The organism is Streptomyces doebereineriae (assembly GCF_031845645.1).
GTDB classification, from domain to species: domain Bacteria; phylum Actinomycetota; class Actinomycetes; order Streptomycetales; family Streptomycetaceae; genus Streptomyces; species Streptomyces canus.
The window spans coordinates 1-455 of sequence record NZ_JAVREZ010000286.1 but is presented as its reverse complement, the minus strand read 5'-3'; the positions used below and the strand labels follow the sequence as shown (position 1 = coordinate 455).

Below are 455 nucleotides of genomic sequence, written 5' to 3'. Positions count from 1 at the left end.
GTTGTCCACGGTCTTCTTGACGTACCAGACACCGCTCTTCTTGTAGATGGGTGCGCTCCATCCCCAGTCGGTGTCGACCGTGCCGGTGCACTCGCTCGGGTAACTGCATGTCGTGGAGATGGTCCAGTTGCCGCGAATGCTGGCCTCGTCATGGAAGATGTCGTTCGTCTTGGCCCACTCACCATTAGACGTGGCGACGTAGGTCCCGTTGAGGCCCCAGCTTGGGGACGCTTCGGCGATTGGGCTGCACAAGCCGGCCACCGCAGCGGCGGTAACCACCCCTGCCCCAATGAATGCCGTCGACACCCGCATGAGCCAAACTCCTCTGTCCACCGGCCACCGGCGGTCGCCGCGGCAGTGTTCACTGTGCAACTTCTGCTGCTGATTTGACGGAGAATGTCCCACCTAGTGGGCCATTCGGTGGCAACCGGATTCAGCCGTGCCACAGTGTCGTA

Annotated in this window: 1 protein-coding gene; it reads right to left on the bottom strand. The window is 61.8% G+C overall.

Annotated elements, in window-relative coordinates:
• A partial coding sequence (locus RNB18_RS51915) for an Rv2253/PknI dimerization domain-containing protein (RefSeq protein WP_311721046.1) occupies window positions 1-252 on the bottom strand: 252 nt, incomplete at its 3' end.
• Window positions 253-455 lie beyond the last annotated feature (203 nt).